Raw genomic sequence first — 17,035 nt, 5'->3', positions numbered from 1 at the left:
AATCGAGGAACAACAGTCCAGTCCTCTATTTCAGAGTAGTGATTTAGTGCATAGACCTGTCGAGAGGATTAAAAGCGACCTCCTGTAAAATAAGACGGAGGCCATCACCCAATTGTCAAACCTTAGAGAGAGATTGAACAATCGTCTTACACTTTTGCGAGAGTCCGTGACCGAGAGAGAAGGGATGACCAAGATACTTGTGCGATATGTCTTGCTCATGCTTGTTGTAAATACACTGCTCATCTTCTATACAGTGCTCACACTGATCGGTAGAATGACCTCTGGAGGCATGCCACTCCTCGACTCGTTACCGTTGCTCTTGTACATCCTTCCATTGATCGTCATACTGTTTTCGATACTGAGAGGATACTACCTGACACATGTTGGCCTTGGGGCGATCTTTATTCTACTGATAACAGGGCTTGTCTTCGGCCTCGTATCGATCCTCGTCAGGGGATTCATTGCCCTTGCAATTCTGGATATAGCTGCCGTCATCATCATACCATTAGTAGGAACAATTCGAGCCAAGACCAGCTGGAGAGATGCGGGACGTAAAGGCATAGCATGGATAATCATTCTGAACGTTCTGGGCGCAGGGTTCCCAGCCGCAGTGTATGTGATGGGGCAGTCCCCAATCGCCTCTGTTGACGCCACAGCACCAGCACACATAGGCATTGACATTCCACTCTTGTCAAATAATACACCCACGAACAAGACAATCCAGATGTTAGAATCGGCTGGTGTGGAAGCCAATCTCCACCTCTTCGACTACCTACCTCAATCATGGGAGTCTCTGACAGACTGGCTATCAAACATGAGCGGCCATAATACTCAGGTCAGTATCACGATCAGTCCAGATCGAGAAAATGTTGCAAGCTCAATTGCGCTGGGGTCTAACGCACTCTTTGCAAGCATCTACAACACGATGTCAGCGGATATCGATAGGATTAGAAATGTCGTAGACAATATCAGCACGGGAATTTCTAAGATCACAATAATGTTTGATCTGCGTCTGTCCTCGACCGAATGGAATACGCTGATGACCAACACCCGAACTCTCAACATAATGAACTTCGCAGCATTGATACGTGCCACGGTGGACAGCACGGATCACACTGCGATCCAGCAGGGACTCACATCTCTGCTCTCAAACGCTCAAGAGAGTGGATTTGATACAGGGGTCGTAATCGATACTATTGCCTTTGACGATTATCTTGACGGGGACGGAACTCTCATGCTTGCGTGTGGGATGACTCCAAATCTTATCAATAACGTTTCACGAATCGAAGTTGACGCATCACGCACAAAGTTCTCAAATGCCATGCTTGGAGATGTTGGAGAATATCTCGTCTTCAGTTACGCAAGAACTATGGGATCGCTTGCAGATGACAAATGGAGCCTCCGACTAGGAACGGTTGATCCGTCAGTCAATAGTACCGGCTACAGGTCAATTGAAGGAATCGGCAGCGATATGGCACTAGCAGGAGGTTGTGGCGTCCAACGGGTCACGATCGAGTCACTTCAGGGTCTCATCGCTCTGGGCGACGACGCGCTCTCCGACCTGACCGGGCTCGTCGATGTTTCACAGTTCGTTCCTGTCACGTACACATTCCGTATCTATGCATTCCGGGCTGTGACCCTGGCCATAGATTCATTTGATGGAATCATGTTTTAGGAGGACGAACATAGACCTCAAAGACACCGGACCAGATATCGCTCTCGGGACCGATCTTGATGAGGAGATCACTGAACCCAACACCAAGAGGCTGGGCAGTGCTCTTTTTCCACAGATCTGCAAAGATCAATGAGTGTACATTATTCTGAAAGTCGGCCGTCACACGTGAGATCATCGTTTCCGAGTATGCCTCATCTATCCCGAGTGCCTCTATATTCTGACCGACGCGGAACAATCGTTCCTCATGAACAGCTCCAATTGTCTTGTCGAATCTGTAGCCGATCCCCCCCACAATGTAATAGACCACATGTGGAATAGCAGGTACGTCGTCAATGATGATCATGTCGTCACCAGTCAGGAGTAGATAGTCCGGATTTGCCACGTTGAATGGGATTGAGGCCGCCTCTATTGTGACCTCATCGAACTTGAGGTCCTTTTCTAAAAACGTATTGAGCGTCTTGATCTTTTTGTCCACACGGAATGGAGAGAAGTCACCCTGGTGAACGATATTCTTTGCCTTCCTGATCAAAACATCAATGATCCTCTGGCATCGCTTGAGAAAGTTGATGCGTTCTGAACCGGAATCCAATAGCTTTCCTGCACCCACCACAACACGCAGATATTGGAGGCCCTTTACATTTTTGAGTATGGTCCTACTCAGATACGTCTTATTTTCGACCTCAAGAAGACCCTCATGCTTGGATATCTCCGGCAGAATGGGATTGTTGATGTATATCTGTCGAGGATCCTTTGAACGCCTAGACTTGAAGAAAATACCCACATCGAAACCCTGATCAGGTATGTCAACAAACTGCCGCGTAAAAGCCCCAGGAGGAACGACTTCTTTCGCCCTTGACTTTGCATATATACGGGCATACCGAGAAAACACATCAGACATATCTTTACCGGACAAATTCTGCCACTCCTTTGCTGGCAGTGTATCCTTGTTGGTTATTATCTCTTCTTGTTCTCAATTGAAACTCAGTTTTAGCCGAATTAGCTTCCCCCAAAGAGCTTCTTTAGAGTATTAAATAGATTCGTACTTCGTACAGGCTTGATAAGGAAACCCGCTGCACCAATGGAGATAGCCTCTGCCATAGCAGACTCGTCAGCGCTCACGAACAAAATTTTCGCTTTGGAATTATAACGGAGAATCTCTTGAGTAGCCTGTGTCCCACTCATGATGGGCATTCGATGATCCATAATGACCACGTCAGGCTTGTCATTCATTGCCTTGTACATATCCACGGCCTCTCGGCCATTGTAGGCATGTGCAATGACCTCATATCCCCCCAGAGAGAGAATTCGAGTCATCACACGATGTAAAAACTCATCATCATCAACTATCATCACTTTTGGCATTAGTTACTCCGCACCCCCTTGATTTTTCAAAGACATGGTATAGGGTAGTCTCAAAGTAAACTGGACCCCACGCGATGGCTCGCCCTTAACGAGATCGTGAACATGAAAATGCCCACCGATGCGTTTCACGATCAAATCCGCAAGAGTGAGTAGGCGACCCATTGTTCTATTGATCCCCTCTGCTGGTTCGGCCAGTAATCTCTGTTTTTCAATATCCGAGATACCGTTCCCGGGAATGGAAAAAATCATTGTGAAATGGGATCGTTCCGGCTCTTCGTTCACATCAAGTCGAACAACAGCCTTCTCAGGGCGATTTAGAACAATAGCCGTCATCAATATAGCTCGAAAAACTTCGACCAATTGATCCATACCTTGGACCGAATATGAGAGGCTCGGAAAATCAACCAGTTCCAAAGCATCTTTGCCAAACTCGGACCATATCCCTTCTAGGGCCTGTTCAAAGAGCGTTGAGATATTGACCTCACTCAGTTCCAAGTCCGCTCGTCCGACATGAGCAAGCTTCACAATATTTGTGACGATCCGCTCTCCGCGATTGATCTCCTCCAGTGCATCAGCAAGCAGATTCGCAATCGATTCGGGTAAGACATCTTGGGCAATCGCAAGTTCGATTGCAGAAAGAACCTCCTGATGAATTGAGGTGAGGTCGTGACTTAGGATGCCAAGTAGCTCCTCTAAACGAGAACTATCAAGCTTGAGAGGCGCACCTGCGATAGTGGGACTGATCAGATGAATAAAGAAACCACGTACGCCCGTTTCGCCCAGCCAAGAACACAGGTGGCCACTCGTCACTATCTTTGTACCATCGGATCTCTTGAGAGAGAACACTACCTTTTTCGAAGTATTCGTTTCATCAAGCCCTAGCGAGAGAATGTCCCAAGATGAGGTGGGTTCTGTAAGAAGGGTTTCAATGTTCTTGCGCATCAGGTCAGTAGACGAATAACCAAGCAATGATGCAAAAGAGGGATTGATAAAAAGTATAGTGCCCTCTCTATCTACGACTCCGACAAGATCAGGTGTAATTTCAACGAAGTCCATACACCAACTTGAATCATCCATTTTTGTCATCTCGGCCCAACAATTCCCTGTATCCACCTACCTATTTGATACTATACAATATTAGCATTGCTATGATGTCAAGAAAATCAAAGAACACACATACCATACTATCCAATCATCTATGCAGGATTTTATGGAATTTGAGCGGAGAAGACAACAAAACCACCTTGACCATGCCCGGATCTGAACGGTTCAACCGCAGTAATTTTTGAGAGATCCTTGAAGAGCGTCTGAAAGCTCTCTACATGAGTAAACCCTGTCTCGCTAAGCCACGATGAGACCTCACTTGCAGAATAAAACGTTGCAGGCTGGTAAAACTTGCTCTGATTCTTCCTCGATTCGTACTGTCGGCCCAAGAAACTATCTCGATCGACCAGACCAACAATTATCGTTCCACCGGGAACAAGAACTCTCGCGGCCTCTCTGATAGCTCGAAGGGGATCTTGTACAAAACAAATGGTCACGACCATCACAACAAAATCAAAAGAGGCATCCCGAAAAGGAAGGCGCTCAGCAGTTGCCCCAAGGACTTCAATTCCACGACTCTGCGCAATCTCGGCCATCTCTCGCGCAGGTTCAACACCAACCCTAATTCCGAGAGGCTCTGCAAATCTTCCGGTACCAACACCAATCTCAAGACCTCGGCCACTTGCTGGAAGAACGCGCCGCACTGTTTTGATCTCTGACTCGTAGACGAAACGATTTGCCTTGAACCATTCATCATATTCCTGTGCATTCTTTTCGAATACCTCAATACTTTGCAAGGAGAACCACCAGTCATAGATAGTTACTCGACTCTGTGATCAAGCACACGGGAACATTGTACGAAGCCGATAAATAAATGAGCATTCCAAGTGCCCTCTTATCTTGCCCACAATAGATCAACATAGACTTGTGAGCATAGGTATAAGAGCCATCAACGTGGCAGTTCTCAGATAGTGATGTAAGGTCGTGTGACAGTTGGTCAAAGAAATCCTCGTGCTGCGGGACACCGGCATTCCACTCTTCCACTACAGTTTTGATGGAACGCGGAAGGTCGATGAGATCGTCGCGGCATTTCTCTCTGCCATTGGGTCATTCGCTCAAGAGGCCAGTGATCAACAGTTGCGCGTGATCTCATTTGCATCAAACAAGTTCATCTGGGTCCAGAAAGGAGACATATACTTCATCGCCTTCGTTGCTGTGGAAGACAGCGCTGAGATCTATTACGTCATCCTTCAAGAGATAGCCGAACAGTTCATCGGCCAATACTACGACATTCTACGCAATCTGGACATGGATGGAGTCAGATCGACCTTACACAAATTTGACGACTTTGCCGACAGTATTGAGAGAATACTTCGGAGATTCGACGGAATCCCGGGGCTGACCCGTAGACACAAGACGCTCCTGCTTCCAACTCAGACCACAAGCATCTTGAAAAAAGCCCTTGGGAAGACAGAGGGGAACATAATCTTCCGTGGGGCAGCGGTCACATATGATGGGTACATTGTGGTCTCGAACTTGCGCGTCTATGAAATCGAGGCCGTCTTGGATATGCTTCCGACGATCTTGGAACAGAAATGGGAACCAAAGAAACCAATGCTAATAGGACATGCGTGCCTTGATCCCAAGACAACATTTATTGTTTATAAATTACCTGAATGTGTCTGTGCATTTGTTGGCCGTGTCGGACTAAGTGGCGAGGAGTATTTTGAGAATATATCGCCCTGTATCCATGTGTTGGAGGGACTCTCATTTGCCTCAGCAAAAAGAGTAGACCTCGAGGCATCAGAAAACTTTGTGGCATTCCATGACCTCGATATTGTCAAGCCTCTACACGACACCGCAGACATCATTGAGAACGCACGTGTCCATTTCTCAGGACTTGACGAGTCGATCCGCAGCACCGTGCTACGTGTACTCGGGAAAATCACTTCTGAGATCATGGTCGGTGACCTGAGTGATGTGACAGGTCTAAATAAGAACCAGATATCAGAAGTATTGGCAATTCTTGTTGCACGTGGAATAGTGCGAGTCAGTAGAGTATATCCACAATTGGTATCGCGTGATGAGCGGTTTACCGCGTACCTAGAGATCATTGGGATGCCCAAAAAGGACTATGATATAATTAATGCAATATGGAAATATTGTGATGGCAGCTTTTCGATCTTAGAGATCTCCAACAAGACAAATATCCCAACCTCCAGAATACTGGAAGTTCTCAGAGCTCTGGGAAACCAAGTAGAATGGAAGACAGAGAGGTCTCTTAGTCATACTGACTGAGCCAATCGGAATTCATAGGAACTCTGAACAGTACCTGCTGTGTAAATGACCATAATAAAAAAGAAAAAGATGGCCTCTTTTGAGGCCAGTATATTCTACAGGCTTTATCGTCGGGTTATTGCAACCGCAACTATAACAACAACACCCAAGAGGATGATCACGAATAGCATATTATCTTGGATAAACTGCGAGATGTCCGACAATCCCGGTGGGCCCGGTAGGTCGGAACCACCTGTAGTCACAGTTCCTTCTGTAGTGGTTGTGGTAGTCCCAGTAGTTCCTGTAGTAGTCGTGGTAGTTGTAGAGCCGGATGATGTATTGGTGACTGTGACAACAACCTCATCAGAAGTAACAGTACCATACTGATCGGACACTGTTAGAACAAAGATGTACGTTCCGACTCCTAGACCATCCACACTATAGGAGATGGGTCTGCCATTCCAGATATCCGCTGCTACAACTGTTCCATTCAATTTGATCTGATATGTCAGAGTAGTATAGCCTACAATGGTCCATGTAATAGAATTCCCAGTCGAACCTACTGTATAACAAATGTCAGGGGGATGATCCACGATCGTCTTCATCACGTAGGCGATCTCATTGATGTACAGCTCAAACGAATCGGAGTACCCTGATTGGTCAGTATCATTCAGCTCACTAATGAGGACACTGTTGCATACTACCAGTCCATCATTGCGAACTGTAATGAATGCCTCACCATCGGTTGTGTGAGAAGTTCGACCTGCAATCGCAGTAGCGTTCGATAGGACATGGACCGTATCGCTGTTATCGACATAATTTGACTTGCCCGTAGTGTAAGAGAGGCCAAATTTGAATGGCTGATTGAATATCGGGTTGGCTGTATCCCAGAAGTGTATCACAGGAAAGTCTTCAGAATCCTCAGAGAATGAGACCCCAATGTCGGGCCATATCGGATGATCCTTGTAAATATCAATGCCAAAGGTACTCAGCACAAGCTTGTGTCCGTGATCAATGTGATACTTTATCGCGTCAAAGGCATTTTCCCAGAAGCTAAAACCCATTGGCGCATCGACGACCAACAGTTCAGGTTCTACATCTTCAATAGTGGGAGCCAACCAGATACTGTCATGGATAATACAGAATCGAAGACCGAGTTCCAATAGTGCATAACCTGCGGGTGAAAGGTGCTGATCGACATCGATGTCGCCGTAATACAACAATATTGGAGAGCCATAGTTTATCAGCCAATTTGCGATATTAAGAACCAGTTTGCGTTCCGACTTGTATCCCAAAAAAGTAAAGGAGATCTCTGCAAACCAATTCATGTCACCAGACACTATCAGTCGGCCCTTTCCATAGGTTGTGCCTCCAATAACTGTGACAGTCGAATTATATTCCCATAATGAAAATGCATTATCACCTGTAGGCAAAATTCGGGCGCCGTACAATTTGTTTAGTTGGTTAATCTCATCATTAACAAGATGGGGGATCCGATACGCGCTTTCGAAGGTTAAAGACGCATTAGCATCAACGGGAATGCTAAAAGTGGTCAGAAATCGATTCAACTGGGCCACAGGTTTAACAAAGCTGGCGAGCGGACCATCAGCTGCAACAAATAAGGAACCGCCGCCATTGACCCAAGTGATGAGCGCATCGATCTCGGCGTCTGTATAATTATAATCGGGTACAACAATGATCACCATGTCATACTTGCTCAACCGCTCTAAGGTCAGATTACCAGAGGTGCGTGGATATATCTTCTCAAAGATGTACCCATGATGGACCCACAGGTTGCGAGCCGTCTTATATTCTCCAGGGAACTTGGAGAGATCATCCCAAGCATCTACACCCAAACGTGGTCGATGAGAGAGATCAAATCCAATACGACCTCTAGGTCGAGGTGCCAACCACTCGACCGAATCCAAATAGATCTGTTTCAACGAGTCAGGTACGACATGGACACTGCCAACGATCTGCACGGTACGTCCACCTTGATATGGTGAGTCATACGTGAGACCTGCAATGTTATTCGGATCATTTTTATCTTTTAATATAGGTGTCATATACTTGGCATTTGCAAGGGAGGAAATAACCGACCAATTAAAGGTGGCATAATCAGTGTCAGCAATATTCAGCTCTTCATTTAGAGCCTTAGATTTTGTCGGGGGCTGGATATTGGCCACAGTGACCACTGAGCCGCATTTGAAATTCCAGTAGTTCCCAAAGCCATTATCTCCAGCGGTGTCCTGTGGAAAGATCCCCGCATAGACTATGAAATTGATAGAGCCATCTATCGATAGGATGCCACCACCGCCCAGCCAAAACTCCAATGTGTGATTGACAATATCGTCATCCGGAAGCATATCCGGCAACACTAGAACATCATAATTTGTCGGTTGCAGTTCATGGTTGAGGATCATGGATCGTGTTAGTGTGGTCACAGTATAACCAGCACCTACAAAGAGATTCTTTAATCCTGTAAAGTCACTTGAATATGTCCCGGTTGCACTGTATGAAACACCAGTCGCAATGTCATCATCGTAGAAGAGGGCAACACGAACATTTCGTGAGGGTAACCCCGAAGCGATCACGCTCGACGCTCCATCCTGAGAAGGGGTCTCGCTCATCGCTCCATTTTGAAAAACAACTACATTATTTCCCAAAGGCACTAAACTAGCCAGCAAAAAACTTAGGATCATCAGTGAAAACATTTTTGCCTTCATCCAGAGTCTCTCTCCTTTTAGTAGCACATCTGAAGTGTAACTGTGCGGCATTCTCGCAGTTAATTAATAAATTTTGCTTACTACTATTAAATGATTAAATTATGATTTTGATAATCTGATATTAGGAAGCCTGAGAGAGCACCGGAGAATTTCGACAGTTACATCAAAAAAATGTAATTATGATGATCCCCAATGAATGTCGGACCATCAGAGCAGTACAAAGTCAGGTCTGCGAGTTCAAGTCCAATGACGCCAATGCAATGTTAAGGGAAAATCAAAATATATGGCACAAAGACTATTAAACACTCCATTGATATCAAGTGTGACAATCAAAGGAAGGATGAATCAAAGTCTTTACCTGTACGCTTGACAAAGACTCGGTTTGCCATCTTTTGGTTTAAATATATTTAAGAGAGAACAATAATTAATCGGAATGGATAAGAGGGATTATGAGGCCCTAAACCAAATATGAAACTACTGTGATGCCAAAACATTACTCATGGAAACTGAGCAAAACACTTGAATCCCCACTTTGAAAAACATAGAAATCCTGAAAGGCTTGGTAACCTTGTGACATGGAGAACCTAAAGAGATCTAAGGGAATGCGACTGAAAGGTGTTCAATGGTGAAAGGAAAGATAGTAAGCATTCATTCGTTTAGAGGCGGTACAGGAAAATCAAACATAGCGGCTAATCTGTCAGCAACTGCGGCCCTTGAAGGAAAACGTGTTGCAGTCATGGACACCGATATGGCAAGCCCGGGGATTCACATCATATTCGGTAAGGGTCGTCAAAGACTAGAGTACACACTCAACGACTATCTCAGAGGAGAGTGTGACATCGGTGACACGTGTCTCGACCTCACAGAAGAACTTGGGATCAAAAAGGGAAAACTCTTTCTCATACCATCATCGATGAGTGCCTCAGACATTACTCGCATCCTTCGTGAAGGCTACGAGGTCAGTGATCTGAGAAATGGGTTCCACGACGTGATCAAACAGAAAAAATTGGACTATCTTATTATTGACACTCACCCGGGTCTCGACCGGGAGACCCTACTCTCAATGGCCACCGCAGATTATCTCTTTGTCGTTGCGAGGGTTGATGAGCAGGACCTGCTGGGGACGGCGGCCACTCTAAGCGTTGCAAGAAAATTGCAGGTCCCCGACATTCATATAGTAATTAATAAAAAACCGAAGATCTACGAGGACAAGGACATCATCAGACAAGTCGAACAGAAGTTCAAGGCAAAGGTGGCAACCATTATCCCATTGCTCCCTCTACTGATCGAGGCTGGAAGTAGATACGTGGTGACCTTACGGCACCCGGATAGTGTGTTCACTAAAAAGATGGAAGACCTCTATCGCATATTTGCCAAATGAGACTACTGCTAGGGACTGGTGATCATATCGGGAATGTACATGATTGCCAGTGCCGAGAGTAGGAGAATTAGAGAGATCACTAAGACAATTAGTAACAGACTGTCTTTTGATCGATATCGCGGATACGAATATGCCATGTCGCTCATTACTATAAGCCCATGAGTACTAAGTCACGAAGGTATATCAATTTCACGTATGAGTATTAGTTCAAAAGAATCCTGAAGAACTCAATGAGCCAAGACCGATCGACAGCCCGTTCATATGGATCAGAGGCTCATCGAGTCCAGTCCTAATTGCTTGACGGTCTCAGTCAGTGGAACACCATCCTTACTCCAACCACGAATCTCGTAGAATCGATCAAGGCTCTGCTCGAAGTCATTACGATCTATGTATGCAGCAAGTCCCTTACGTGGACCTTGTGTCTGGGGTTCCCAGAACCGCTTCGGCAGATCATCATCCTTACGAGTCACGCCCTCTCTGATATTGAACAGCCGGGTAAGAGTCGCCACACGATGAGCAAATCGGAATATGTCCTCTTGCGTATAGCTCGCCCCGGTCGCTGCATTAAGCAACCGGATCTTCTGCTCGAGTTTGAGAGGCAGATGGTACGTGAAGTGACAGACGATCAACGAGTCGGTCAGGACTTTTTCATCACGGGAACGAACCATGGATTCCACCATGTCCACCGCTGAAGAATCGGGAGGTTCCGTCGTTGCAGGCCAGCCACGTAGATGACTTGCACCCACCTCAGCAGTGGCGTATGACAGACCCATACCTCTTCTGCCTCGGGGATCCCACGCAGCGCACTCAAGTCCTTTTACATGGACTGCAAGATCGGCACTGCCATGTCCGATCACCTCGGCCGCACGCCGTACTCCAAGCGCCAAGGTCGCACCAATCCTCTCACGTTTCGCAATCATTGGTACGAGCCGGAGCGCTGCTGCAGCATCACCAAATCGGAGATCAAATCCCAGATCGTCACGTGTAATGAAACCACGTTCAAAGCACTCCATAGCAAAACCGATCACACTTCCACAACTGATCGTATCGAGTCCGAGATCATCACAGAGATAGTTGAGTTGAAGAACGGTCTCCGGATCAGATATCCCAAGGTTGCCGCCCATGAGACCTAAGGTCTCGTATTCCACAGTCGATTCGATCTCTTCTGTGGGATTACGTGGGTCTTGAGCTCGATAGGCATGTGTACAGCGCATGATGCAATGCGGACACGAAAAGTGATCTCCGAGAGCGTTCGTCTTGTGAAGGTCATGCATATCGAGATCTTCGTACTTCTCAAAGAATCCGGCCTTCCAGTTTCGTGACGGGAACTGTCCAAGTTCGTTTGCGATCTCAACAAGGGCGGCGGTTCCAATTGACTTGAAGCCCTCCGTGTTCTCACGCCACGTGGCAGTCACTTCACGGTTCACAGCACGTAGCTCATCGGGATCAGATGCTTCGAATTTGATCGTTCCGTGAGCGACCACCGCCTTTAGACGCTTGGAACCAAGGACTGCTCCAACTCCACCTCGCCCGGTCTGATGTGCGATCTCACAGGCACCAGTGGCAAAGGGGATTTGATCTTCTCCGGCAGGACCGATCGTATAGACCGCTGCCTGAGAACCATATTGCTCATGAAGCCGACGCGTTGTTGTATAGATCCCCTCGCCCCAGAGAGAGGGCGCATCATCTATCGAAACACCATCATCAGACAAGACAAGAACACTCGGAGAAGAGGCGACTCCAGTCACACAGACCGCATCGTATCCAGCTCGTTTGATCTCCCGGCCCAGCGGTCCACCGCAATGAGAGTCTAGAAAGAGTCCGGTGAGAGGAGATTTTGTGACCATGCTCCATCGACCTACACTGGGACCGGGAAGGGCTTGGAGGGGGCCTGTTAGAAAGATGAGCATGTTCTCGGGACCAAGAGGATCCACGCCTGCACTGAGATGCGTGAACAGAAGATAGGCACCAAGCCCCTTACCACCGATAAAATCATGATAGACTTCCGGGGCAAGGGTCTCACTGCGAGTTGTCCCAGTCGTCAAATCGACCCAGAGAATCCTTCCATTTCTGCAACGGTCCACGACTCAGCCCTCTCTCAATGACCTGTTGGTCAGGATATCTCGATCTTGGAGATCTCGCCGACCTCAACATCGTGTAGATTGTTCAATACCGCAAGAAGAATATCTCTCAAGACATCACGAACAAATCGGTTTGTGGCGATCTTTTTCCCCTTGACATAGACTTCAAGTACGCTCATGTTTAACACCACAGCTATCTGTCAAGAACTAACTTTTGTACTATATGGTCATTCGATGACATACTGTCCGATACCCACTCACAGTCTGACCGATCATAGAAACGTAAGACCATCTTTATCTGAGCTAGACGATAGAACTTTGAATGTTCACTCTTTTTAGAATTAAGACGTGTAAGAATCCACTCAGTTGTTAGTTGTTCAAGTGGTGGAAGAGAGTCTAATAGAGTCCTGAAGGACTTGGCGTATTCTCGTGATACATTGAGTGTCTTTATCTTATAGAATTTTATATATTCCACATACATGTTTCCAGTCCTGTAGGTGTTACGAAAGTTAACCCGCAATTCGTTCAAAACACGGAAAACGATATGCATATATAACCCGCAAAGTTCTCACAAGTCGTTCAGAGACCATCCTTAGTGAGGATTGACAGATGGCACAGACGGTTGATACCTTCAAGTCTGTTTTCACACAGACAGATTCTCAGGGCCAGAGATACAAACCTATCAGTAGGATTGCTGGCTTTGGAGGTCTACTTGGTGTGTTCGCTGCCCTCGTGGGCATCGTGACGATTATTCTTCCTGGAACATTGCCGGCGGGATCGTTAGTTCAACTTCCGTTCCAAGCGCAGCAGTACCTATTGGAGTATCCTTTGAGCATCACTCTAAGTGCATTGTTCTTAGGGCTTCTAGCCATTGGGGCTCTTTTGCAGGCGACAGCAGCAAAGAGACTTGGTCGGCTTCTCGAATCCGGTTACCCCAGTATCTTCTGGGTGACAGGCTTGGTACTTGCTGGAGTTGCAGCAGTAGTTGTGAGCGGTTTGGGAATAGACACTACCCGACTGATTGATGTTGAGGATTATATCAGTAATATGGCACTGATCACCGCATTCGTTGTGATCATGTGGCAGCTTACTTCAGTGATTTATATTGACACAAGCAAATCATACATAGGAATGCTTGCGGGTCTGCTTAATGGATTCTTCTGGCCCATCTACGCAATCGCGTTTTCAACTCCAGCATTGTATGGAGTTGGGGTCACAGCAGCTTTTGTTGTTCTACTCGTGGGTCAACTTTTTACTGCCATGTATTGGTGGATGCCTGAAACACATATTCGAGAATATGCCAGAAGCACCCCGACTGCAAGATTTGGATTTGGTATTGCTGGACTGATGACATTCATAATCGGCTCAGTAGCAGTATTCACTGGACCATTGACCGCAAAAGGCAATACGATAGTTTGGATACCTTGGTCAACATACGAGTCAGTCACTGTAAACGAGAAGGTCTACTTCTCCTCATGGATCACTGCACCATGGCTAGTGCAAGGCTTCTTGGCCGCAATAATAATTTGGGTAATGTTGGCACCTCGACTGGGATCTGTCGAACTATCTACGAGCGAAGCATCTGGTGACATCATAAGTGGTGGAATGAAATGGTTCATGGTCTTCCTTGCAATAATAGGGATCTTTGGTACGACCATTGGGTCATCCTTGACTCATCAATCAACAGCTCTAGCATTCTTCATCACAGTATCCCCAGCCGCAATCTTGTTCCTTGTGGGAGCAAACTATGCAAGTAAGAACGATCTGGTAGTTGGACTACCACTTGTCGTGACCTCAATCTTTCTCATGGTGTCACCATACACACTGGCACCATTTGTTACGATTCCATGGATTCTGATCATCATCACTCAATTTGCATTGATGATTGAGACCAAGATTCGTGGCGAGGCCATGTTCGCCCAGACAATCCTGACTGTGATCGTCACAGGGATAAGCTCCATTGCATTTATCGCATTCATGCTGGGAGCGTTTGGCACAGGCCCACCAGCTATTTGGCCAGCATACGTCTGGTTCAACATAGCAATGTTTCCAAATGTGCCAATGGCAGTACAGGCCCCGACAGTCCTGACCCTCGTGCTACTCACACTCATCGTACGTAACGTAGCAGTTGTTGGGTACACTCGCGGTACAGAGGGTAGTGGAAGTCCGATCATTGGAATCCTGAGCCTCCTCTTCGCATTCATGGTGGTTACCTTTGGTGATGCGAAAGATATGACCCATCAGGCCCTCACAGCAGCAGCGGTCATATTCATGCTCTACACGATCAGCTTTGTGTTGGTCATCTCATTGAACCTGAGTCTTGGGAGCAGAATTCTGAAGCAGGGACATGAACTTGAGGGTAACCTCATCCGAATGTCAGCTTTGTCAGGACTGATCATCGGTGCAGGGATTGCACTCTATGCATTTGCACTCTTTTCGGGATTCCCAACACCACTGGAAGTAGCAAGCGTGATCACAATCGTGCTTACACTCGTTGTGGGCCTTGAGATTCTGAATCTGATCACTTGGCTATCGGCAGGTATTCGTTTGGGCCTCATGAAGGGTGGCTTCAAGTACAAAGGATTACAGTAGTACATCTCTAAGGGGTGTACTACCCCTTCCTTTTTCTTTTCTTTATCTTATACCATTACAGCAATAAAAACACAGAAGGTAAAAGGTATGACTGAAAAACCTCGCGGCGTTGAGCGACGACCAGATGAAGCAGAGATCGGATTTTTGTTAGTCCATGGCTTCTGTGGGAATCCCCTGGACATGAAGAGCCTTGGAGAATTCCTCGAAGAAAATGGGATTGCCAGCTTTACCATGATCTTGGCGGGACATGAGACCAGTCCTGAAGATTTAGCAAAGACAACTATTGAGGACTGGTACCAGTCCGCAGCGGCAGCCCTTGAGTATGTCAGAACGTGGAGCCTGAAACACATCTACGTTGCAGGTCTATCTTTGGGAGGCCTTGTCACCCTAGACCTTGCATATCGACAGCCACAACTTGAGGGAATTGTCTTGCTCTCGCCCGCAATAAAAGTAGGGGGCTTTCTTGGAAAGCTCGTACCATTGATCAGGCGATTCCACCCCTATAGGACCATCGACACCTCATATTTGACAGAGCTTTATGATCTCCCACGTAGACGCTATGAACGAGAGCCACTTATTGCAATCCAACGACTTATCGCCTATGCCAAGAGAATGCAAGAGAAATTACCAGAGATCAAGACGCCAACTCTCATCATCCAATCGGGAGCGGATAAGACTGTCAATCCTGAAGGTGCGAAGCTGATCTATGACCGCATCGGGATAGAAGACAAAGAGCTACATTATATCGAAGGCGCAGAGCATGTTATCACATGCCATCCTAAACGCAGTGAGGCATATCCTCTCATCATGGATTGGATCAGACAACACGCCTTAGAGTGACAGGAGATCTCTACTTCTGTAGAAAGGCATCTACAACACGGGCTGCAATGTCAGGAAGGTCTGTGATGATGCCATCGACACCTATCTGCAGGAACTCGGTCATCATGTCCTCATCGTTGACGGTCCATGGATAGACCTTGATCCCGGCCTTGTGAGCGGCCTCCACCAGTTCAGGAGTGATCGTGAAAAATAAGGGGTTGATGGCGTTGGCCTTGAGATCGATTGCGTACTGAATGGTATTTTCGGGAGGGTCATTATACAATATTCCTGTCTTCGCCTTGCTGTCGATCTCGCGGATATTCTTGAGCGTGTCATGGAAAAATGACGAGAAGAGCACGTCATCAAGCATGTTACGTTCTTGGACTAGGCGATAGGCTGGTTCTTCGACACCGGGCTCTTTTATTTCTATATTTATACCCACTTTCCCCTTGCAAAAATCAAGGACCTCTGAGAGAAGGGGAATATGTTCTCCGCTCCCAGCATCGAGAGACCGTATCGTATCATAATCAGTATCATGAATGAGTGCATCAAGACCACAGACTCGGGACAGGTCGTAGTCGTGAGCACAGATGATCTGGCCGTCACTCGTAAATTGAATATCGAGTTCGACCATATCGGCGCCCATCTTCCACGCGGTCTCAAAACTTTTGAGCGTATTCTCGGGTGCATGTGCAGAAGCACCTCGATGACCAATGACCAACCGATCACGCATATATTTCGCCTCACTGTTCATTCGTCAGTATAACTATCTGGAGAGATTCCTGTCCCCCCACATCGTGGACAGGGCATCCGTCCGCCGTCCGGCGCATCAACCATTCCAGTACCATTACAGAAGTAGCAGGCCTCAGAGGGAATATCAATGCTCCTATCAAAACCCAATGCCAAGGCACCTCCAACTCCGATTAGAATTACTGCAACAAACAGAAGAAACAGAGCGGCAATATAGAGAGTTTCAACAGGTAGAACAAGGAAGAAGGAGAACACAAAGAGAAGAGCACCAGCAATCGCAAGCATTAATCCCTTCTTCGTCCGCTCAGTCATTGTCAGCACTACCAAT

General features: G+C 46.8%; 15 protein-coding genes. 5 read left to right on the top strand and 10 right to left on the bottom strand.

The window, feature by feature from the left end; genetic code table 11:
* The first annotated feature begins 112 nt into the window (after positions 1 to 112).
* Positions 113 to 1,675, top strand: coding sequence for a hypothetical protein (locus K9W43_12115; GenBank protein ID MCF2137969.1), 1,563 nt, complete (start codon positions 113 to 115; stop codon positions 1,673 to 1,675).
* On the opposite strand, the gene K9W43_12110 is transcribed toward K9W43_12115, so the two are convergent.
* The 4 genes from K9W43_12110 to K9W43_12095 form a co-directional block, all read right to left on the bottom strand.
* Positions 1,665 to 2,588, bottom strand: coding sequence for a hypothetical protein (locus tag K9W43_12110; GenBank protein ID MCF2137968.1), 924 nt, complete (start codon positions 2,586 to 2,588; stop codon positions 1,665 to 1,667). The genes K9W43_12115 and K9W43_12110 overlap by 11 nt on opposite strands.
* A gap of 83 nt (positions 2,589 to 2,671) precedes the next feature.
* Positions 2,672 to 3,037, bottom strand: coding sequence for a response regulator (locus K9W43_12105; protein ID MCF2137967.1), 366 nt, complete (start codon positions 3,035 to 3,037; stop codon positions 2,672 to 2,674).
* Positions 3,038 to 3,040: 3 nt separating this feature from the next.
* On the bottom strand, positions 3,041 to 4,093 hold the full coding sequence (locus K9W43_12100) for a PAS domain S-box protein (protein ID MCF2137966.1): 1,053 nt from the start codon (positions 4,091 to 4,093) through the stop codon (positions 3,041 to 3,043).
* Between the two features lie 152 nt (positions 4,094 to 4,245).
* Positions 4,246 to 4,878: a class I SAM-dependent methyltransferase gene (locus K9W43_12095; protein ID MCF2137965.1), complete on the bottom strand. Its 633-nt coding sequence runs from the start codon at positions 4,876 to 4,878 to the stop codon at positions 4,246 to 4,248.
* Positions 4,879 to 5,074: 196 nt separating this feature from the next.
* On the opposite strand from K9W43_12095, the gene K9W43_12090 reads away from it, so the two are divergent.
* Positions 5,075 to 6,379: a hypothetical protein gene (locus K9W43_12090; protein MCF2137964.1), complete on the top strand. Its 1,305-nt coding sequence runs from the start codon at positions 5,075 to 5,077 to the stop codon at positions 6,377 to 6,379.
* A 104-nt stretch (positions 6,380 to 6,483) separates the two neighbouring features.
* Here K9W43_12090 and K9W43_12085 read toward each other — a convergent pair whose 3' ends face one another.
* Complete coding sequence (locus K9W43_12085) at positions 6,484 to 9,084, bottom strand: hypothetical protein (protein ID MCF2137963.1); 2,601 nt, start codon at positions 9,082 to 9,084, stop codon at positions 6,484 to 6,486.
* Positions 9,085 to 9,706: 622 nt separating this feature from the next.
* On the opposite strand from K9W43_12085, the gene K9W43_12080 reads away from it, so the two are divergent.
* A complete protein-coding gene (locus K9W43_12080; protein ID MCF2137962.1) occupies positions 9,707 to 10,465 on the top strand; it encodes a MinD/ParA family protein in 759 nt (252 codons plus the stop codon).
* An 8-nt stretch (positions 10,466 to 10,473) separates the two neighbouring features.
* Here K9W43_12080 and K9W43_12075 read toward each other — a convergent pair whose 3' ends face one another.
* The 3 genes from K9W43_12075 to K9W43_12065 form a co-directional block, all read right to left on the bottom strand.
* Complete coding sequence (locus K9W43_12075; GenBank protein MCF2137961.1) at positions 10,474 to 10,611, bottom strand: hypothetical protein; 138 nt, start codon at positions 10,609 to 10,611, stop codon at positions 10,474 to 10,476.
* Positions 10,612 to 10,731: 120 nt separating this feature from the next.
* Positions 10,732 to 12,549, bottom strand: a complete 1,818-nt coding sequence (locus tag K9W43_12070) for an aldehyde ferredoxin oxidoreductase family protein (GenBank protein ID MCF2137960.1) — start codon at positions 12,547 to 12,549, stop codon at positions 10,732 to 10,734.
* A 29-nt stretch (positions 12,550 to 12,578) separates the two neighbouring features.
* Positions 12,579 to 12,725 carry a hypothetical protein gene (locus K9W43_12065; protein ID MCF2137959.1) on the bottom strand — a complete coding sequence of 49 codons (147 nt, stop codon included), beginning with the start codon at positions 12,723 to 12,725 and terminating at the stop codon, positions 12,579 to 12,581.
* Positions 12,726 to 13,155: 430 nt separating this feature from the next.
* On the opposite strand from K9W43_12065, the gene K9W43_12060 reads away from it, so the two are divergent.
* On the top strand, positions 13,156 to 15,138 hold the full coding sequence (locus K9W43_12060) for a hypothetical protein (GenBank protein MCF2137958.1): 1,983 nt from the start codon (positions 13,156 to 13,158) through the stop codon (positions 15,136 to 15,138).
* Between the two features lie 87 nt (positions 15,139 to 15,225).
* Positions 15,226 to 15,978: an alpha/beta fold hydrolase gene (locus K9W43_12055; protein ID MCF2137957.1), complete on the top strand. Its 753-nt coding sequence runs from the start codon at positions 15,226 to 15,228 to the stop codon at positions 15,976 to 15,978.
* 10 nt (positions 15,979 to 15,988) lie between these two features.
* Here K9W43_12055 and K9W43_12050 read toward each other — a convergent pair whose 3' ends face one another.
* Both K9W43_12050 and K9W43_12045 read right to left on the bottom strand, forming a co-directional pair.
* Entirely contained in the window at positions 15,989 to 16,711 is a 723-nt protein-coding gene (locus K9W43_12050) for a hypothetical protein (GenBank protein MCF2137956.1), read from the bottom strand.
* Positions 16,708 to 17,019 carry a hypothetical protein gene (locus K9W43_12045; GenBank protein MCF2137955.1) on the bottom strand — a complete coding sequence of 104 codons (312 nt, stop codon included), beginning with the start codon at positions 17,017 to 17,019 and terminating at the stop codon, positions 16,708 to 16,710. The genes K9W43_12050 and K9W43_12045 overlap by 4 nt, the downstream gene beginning before the upstream one ends.
* Between the last annotated feature and the right edge of the window lie 16 nt (positions 17,020 to 17,035).

Source organism: Candidatus Thorarchaeota archaeon (assembly GCA_021498125.1).
Lineage (GTDB): Archaea > Asgardarchaeota > Thorarchaeia > Thorarchaeales > Thorarchaeaceae > B65-G9.
Note: the sequence above shows the minus strand (reverse complement) of the source record. Positions and strands in the feature narration are given on the sequence as shown.

What these genes read in the sequence shown, in the direction of transcription:
- K9W43_12060 (MCF2137958.1), top strand. Translation starts at nt 13,156, where the DNA reads ATGGCACAGACGGTTGATACCTTCAAGTCTGTTTTCACACAGACAGAT.
- K9W43_12055 (MCF2137957.1), top strand. Translation starts at nt 15,226, where the DNA reads ATGACTGAAAAACCTCGCGGCGTTGAGCGACGACCAGATGAAGCAGAG.
- K9W43_12085 (MCF2137963.1), bottom strand. Translation starts at nt 9,084, where the DNA reads ATGAAGGCAAAAATGTTTTCACTGATGATCCTAAGTTTTTTGCTGGCT.
- K9W43_12100 (MCF2137966.1), bottom strand. Translation starts at nt 4,093, where the DNA reads ATGGACTTCGTTGAAATTACACCTGATCTTGTCGGAGTCGTAGATAGA.
- K9W43_12045 (MCF2137955.1), bottom strand. Translation starts at nt 17,019, where the DNA reads ATGACTGAGCGGACGAAGAAGGGATTAATGCTTGCGATTGCTGGTGCT.
- K9W43_12105 (MCF2137967.1), bottom strand. Translation starts at nt 3,037, where the DNA reads ATGCCAAAAGTGATGATAGTTGATGATGATGAGTTTTTACATCGTGTG.
- K9W43_12075 (MCF2137961.1), bottom strand. Translation starts at nt 10,611, where the DNA reads ATGAGCGACATGGCATATTCGTATCCGCGATATCGATCAAAAGACAGT.
- K9W43_12080 (MCF2137962.1), top strand. Translation starts at nt 9,707, where the DNA reads ATGGTGAAAGGAAAGATAGTAAGCATTCATTCGTTTAGAGGCGGTACA.
- K9W43_12065 (MCF2137959.1), bottom strand. Translation starts at nt 12,725, where the DNA reads ATGAGCGTACTTGAAGTCTATGTCAAGGGGAAAAAGATCGCCACAAAC.
- K9W43_12050 (MCF2137956.1), bottom strand. Translation starts at nt 16,711, where the DNA reads ATGAACAGTGAGGCGAAATATATGCGTGATCGGTTGGTCATTGGTCAT.